General features: G+C 38.2%; 5 protein-coding genes, 1 tRNA gene and 1 pseudogene. 1 reads left to right on the top strand and 6 read right to left on the bottom strand.

What is annotated here, in order from left to right; translation table 11 throughout:
• A pseudogene (locus tag AC1DDX_RS24615) lies at nucleotides 1-200 on the bottom strand (N-acetyltransferase); the annotation flags it as partial.
• Between the two features lie 250 nt (nucleotides 201-450).
• On the opposite strand from AC1DDX_RS24615, the gene AC1DDX_RS24610 reads away from it, so the two are divergent.
• Nucleotides 451-524: transfer RNA gene (locus AC1DDX_RS24610), tRNA-Cys, on the top strand.
• Between the two features lie 249 nt (nucleotides 525-773).
• On the opposite strand, the gene gloA2 is transcribed toward AC1DDX_RS24610, so the two are convergent.
• From gloA2 to AC1DDX_RS24585, 5 genes are all read right to left on the bottom strand, one after another.
• Complete coding sequence (gloA2, locus tag AC1DDX_RS24605; RefSeq protein WP_288880886.1) at nucleotides 774-1,157, bottom strand: SMU1112c/YaeR family gloxylase I-like metalloprotein; 384 nt, start codon at nucleotides 1,155-1,157, stop codon at nucleotides 774-776.
• 14 nt (nucleotides 1,158-1,171) lie between these two features.
• Nucleotides 1,172-2,194, bottom strand: coding sequence for a WD40/YVTN/BNR-like repeat-containing protein (locus AC1DDX_RS24600; RefSeq protein WP_477611740.1), 1,023 nt, complete (start codon nucleotides 2,192-2,194; stop codon nucleotides 1,172-1,174).
• Nucleotides 2,194-2,625: a DUF2147 domain-containing protein gene (locus AC1DDX_RS24595; RefSeq protein WP_216854363.1), complete on the bottom strand. Its 432-nt coding sequence runs from the start codon at nucleotides 2,623-2,625 to the stop codon at nucleotides 2,194-2,196. Before AC1DDX_RS24595 ends, AC1DDX_RS24600 begins: the two co-directional genes overlap by 1 nt.
• Before the next feature lie 57 nt (nucleotides 2,626-2,682).
• Nucleotides 2,683-4,011, bottom strand: a complete 1,329-nt coding sequence (locus tag AC1DDX_RS24590; protein ID WP_477622760.1) for an AcvB/VirJ family lysyl-phosphatidylglycerol hydrolase — start codon at nucleotides 4,009-4,011, stop codon at nucleotides 2,683-2,685.
• Nucleotides 4,012-4,041: 30 nt separating this feature from the next.
• On the bottom strand, nucleotides 4,042-4,776 hold a 735-nt coding region (locus AC1DDX_RS24585), incomplete at its 5' end, for a phosphatidylglycerol lysyltransferase domain-containing protein (protein ID WP_477622759.1).

Here is a 4,776-nt window from a genome sequence, read left to right as displayed (position 1 = left end):
AACCCAACCCATTCACCACCCCCGGTTACTGCAATAACAGCTTTTCCTTCTTTTATCTTTTGGGCGATAGATTCGGGACTGCGCTTTGCGATCCCAGATCCTCTGGCAATTGCCGAAGATTCAGTTTCTTTAACGATTTCATCAACATGTTTTATATCAGCGACGGTAGCGATACGAACAAATATCATTTGATTTTCCATTTTTTTAAAAGATTAATGAACGGCTTTATCAAATGAGATGCCCATATAAAGCTTACAAGCAAGAAATGCCCTTTGTAATTAAATAAAGCCGTTTACCACCTATTTCTTGCCTTTTAGCCAATAAAAATAGTCTTCCAATATGGTATGGTTTATTCCGTTTTGGTTGGGCTCATGGATAAAAAAATAAAGTTTGAAAAAAAATATAAATAAAGTCTACAGTTTTAGTAGACTTTATTTATATTTGTCCCATAGTCATGTGGCCGAGTGGTTAGGTGAGGGTCTGCAAAACCTTTGACGGCGGTTCGAATCCGCCCTTGACGTCCAGTTCAATTTCTACATTGTCTGAATCATTAGATGTTTGGTTAGATCTAAGTTTTGTTTAAAAAGCAGCCAGGTTGGATGACCTGGCTTTGCTATTTAACAGCAGAAATGTATTTCCAGATCAGAAAGAAAAACTATTGCGAAAAGAAACGGGGATACAGCAATCCGCCGTATCCCCGCTATCTAAATTAACGCTCTCATATACATAGACGCCTAAATATTCTATTTATTGTATCAGAGGTAAAAAAAATATTATTTTTCATAAAATTCAATCGGGAGTTGGTCGGGATCAGAAATAAAAGTAAAACGTTTATCAGTAAACTCATCAACACGGATCGGTTCAGCTTCTACACCTTTACTATTAAGCACACTAATCACCTTATCAAGATCATCTACTTCAAAAGCAAGATGTCTTAATCCTGCAGCTTCTGGTCTTGAAGGACGTTTAACCGGATCAGGGAAAGAGAAAAGTTCTATAATGTAAATGCCATTTAATGCCAGATCTAGCTTGTACGATAACCTTTCGGCTCTATATACTTCTCTAATTATTGTAAGTCCTAAAACATCAGTATAAAATGCTTTCGAAACTTCATAGTCACTACATATTATCGCAATGTGATGGACTTTATTTATCATATTCTCAGTTCGTGTTACTTGGCTGCAATTGTAAGTTTATAAATCTCTCCCTTGTTTCCCGCTAAAAGAATAAGCTTACCCTTTTTTGCTTTTTGGACCACATTGAAGCTTGAGGTGGAAATATTATGCCAATTCAACCCTCCATCTTTAGATACATCAGTGCCGGATGTGCCGGTTGCCAGCAAAACCTTTGAATTAACATAAGCAACTCCCGAACGGAAACCGCTTACAGGCTTTAGAGGTTTTTTCCAGCTCTGTCCTCCGTCATTGGTCAACAATACATTATTGGTATTCTCTTTATCTTTTAAATAATTCCCACCAACAACAACCCCTTTGTTCTTGTCAAAAAATGCGATAGAGAACGGACCGGTGCTACTTTCTCCCTGTAAAATAGGACATTTAAAAACCTTCCAGGTGTATCCGTAATTGTTCGAAAAGTAAATATTAGATACCGCACCACCGGTTGCAATCCATACTTTACCCTTACCGATTGTTTTAATAGTAGATCCACTAGCAGCAAAGCTGGCTTCACCCGGGGCCATATTTGTTTTCAAATTATCCGAAACATCTGTCCATGAGGTTCCACCGTCTCTTGTTCTAAGAAGCTGCATCTTGTTCTTGATCGGATCACCAAAAGTCATTCCTGTTTGCCCATCCCAAAAGTCCATACCATCCAGAAAAATTGCAGAATCAACATTCTTATAATGCTCTGTCCATGTTTTACCACCATCTTTCGTGAGTAAAATAAACGCAGGAGCACCCGCATTTACAACTACCGCCCTATCCGCATCAAAGGCTTCAATATCTCTAAAATCAAGGGTTTCATACCCAGCAGGCATTATCCATTCCCAGGTTACACCTCCATCAATAGTTTTCCCAATACTGCCATTACTACCACTTACCCAGGCAACATGATCAGAAACAATAGACATACCCCTTAAGCTTGTATTTGTACCTCCTGTTAAGGGTATTAACTCATAGGTTTGTCCGAACCCTAATAAGGGCAAAAAAACCAGGCACCAGATTAGTTTTTTCATTATTTAACTCTTTTCCAAACTTCTGATCTGCCAATCAGAGAGATACCTACATATCCTCTCATGTTTAGCTGACCGTTATCTTTAAGTGTCATATTGCAGCTATAGGTCTTACCCGACTTAGGATCATATATCGTCCCATCAGTCCATTTACTACCTGCAAAAACAAAATCTTTAAGTATTTCTAATCCTAGTATGGGTCTTGATTTCAAGCTTGCATCAGGGTTTTTCAAATCCGTTTTAACAATTCCTTTGTCGTCTTTTGTTTCTTTGAGCCAAACTATTTTACCAAAGTATTTATCACCTTTTTTGGCTATTTCTACGTGAGCCTCACCGGTTGAATTGATCCATTTTCCAAGGATGGCATCCTTGTTTTGCGTAAAGCCAGAGAAAGATATTGCAGTGAAAAGCAACAGCAGTGAAAAATATTTCATAATCATAAGTTAGTGTTTTTTAAAGTTAACAAATCAGCCATAGAATAAGAAAAAAACTTACTCTGCCAGCTCCTTTAAAAGAACGGAAGAAATCGCTGAATAATCATCATTAAAATGATGAGTACCGGGAATACTGGTTACTTTGATGCCATTTCTCACAAATTTATCCTTAACATCAGCATCTTCTTCTGTCCCAAAAACACACAGGGGTTTTAATGATTTGATCTTTTTCATTTCTGCAATTACATCATATTTATCATTCGAGCTTCCAATGCTAAGCATGTCTGCAATGTGAATTTCAAAATCAGCGGTCACATCAGGAGAAAGTGAAAAAACTGCCTTTAAGTCGCCCTTCAACTCAGCTGACAACCTGCTTGCCAGAAACGGAACAACTGAAGCGCCAAAAGAGTATCCGGCAAGTACAAAGTTTTCTTTTCCAAACTCCTGTTTGTAATATGCGATGGCCTTGCTTAAATCTGCAGTTACACCCTCCGGAGTTTTAACATTCCAAAAATATTTTTGTGCATCAAGGCCAATTACTGAGAGTCCTTTTGATGCCATTGATTCGGCCAGAGATTGATCAAAACTAGTCCAGCCACCATCACCAGAGATCATAAAAACCAATGGCAGGTTATTCTTTTTACCAGATGGAACCAGTGTTAATGGCATCCCACCGGAATAAGCCTTAGGTTGCGAAGTTTTAAAGAAATCATAAGCAGATTTTTGCTCATTAAAGGATGGAGCAGCCAATACTTTTTTATATGCCGTATTAAAATCAGGAAGCCAATTATTAGCGATAGAAAATCCATGACCTACTTTTGTTAAGGTTACAAGTTCAGTCATTGRCATCCCCTTTAAAAAAGCTGCAGTAGCATCAAATGGGCAGGTCTGATCTTTCACCCCATTTAAAACAATAAATGGGGCAGTTAAGCTTTTTGTAGCCTCCAGATAGTAAGAAACCCCCGGCTTTAAAACATGCTGTGTGAGTCCGGCACCTTTACACATAGGTTTTTTAATATTAATATCTGGGCAAAAGCCTAAAGCTATAGCCCCCTTAAATGTATTTGCAGGTGCCTGCGCCAATATTCCGTATATCAGAACAGCCCCATATGAATACCCCAGAAGTACTGGCTTATGATAGTTGGTCAGTTTGTATTTCTTTTGGATAAAAAGACTCAGTTCTTCAAAATCCGCTGCTGGATATAAACATTGAGCAGATTCTTTTGATAAATAATTGCCATAACGTTTGCCATCAATACCTAACACCAATGCCCCCTGATTGGCAATATTCTTTGCCATATTAATAACTCCATTCTTCCAGCCGCCATCTCCTGAAACGAATAAGGCAACAGAAGTTGGAGTTCCGGTGGGATGATATACCGTTATTAAACCAACGCATCTTTTCTTATACTCTTATTAAGGTTTAATTACTTTAGTTAATACATTTGGAACCTGCAAAAGATCATAATCCTGATCATATATCAAATACTTATTGTGCCATACCGGCGAGAACTTCTCTTTTGATGCGCGCAGTCCCTTATAATGAGAAAATGACCGGATCTTTTCGTAGGCAAATCTCATAGATCGCTCGGTAAAATTGTGCGGTGTTGTAAGGCCCGACAAAGGGGCAAAACCCAGGTTAACTGCAGTATAATTTTGTTCCTTAAGGTGATTAAATAAGGCTACCATAATAAAATCAATAACACCGTTAGGCGCATCGGCAGTTTTTCTGATCAAATCGTAAGTTCCTTCGCCCTTTACATAATCAGGTATTACATTTAAAAAAGCAACAATCTTTTCTTCTGTGTTTTCTACCGTGATGATAGTTTGATTTTTCAATTCATCCCATATAAATATACCTTGCGAAAACACGATTTCTTCGCGCTCTGTTTCTTTAAGCCACTCGTCAGATACAGATTTAAGTTTTTGAAGCAAACCATCTTTAATGGGACCATTATAGATCTTTGTATGAAATCCCTGATCCGATACTTTTTTAAGCGCATTCCTGATAGATTTTCGGCTTCCCCCTTCCAAAGAAAAAGTAGTCAGATCAACCACGCCCTCTTGTCCTAGAAAAAGTCGCTTTTTTCCCAAAGAAACAAAATCGTCCAGGCTTTCTTCCGACACCCTGTAATAAAGGCTTTTCATCCC

Source organism: Pedobacter sp. 10L46_2 (genome assembly GCF_056395165.1).
This window is presented reverse-complemented; position numbering and strand designations above follow the sequence as displayed.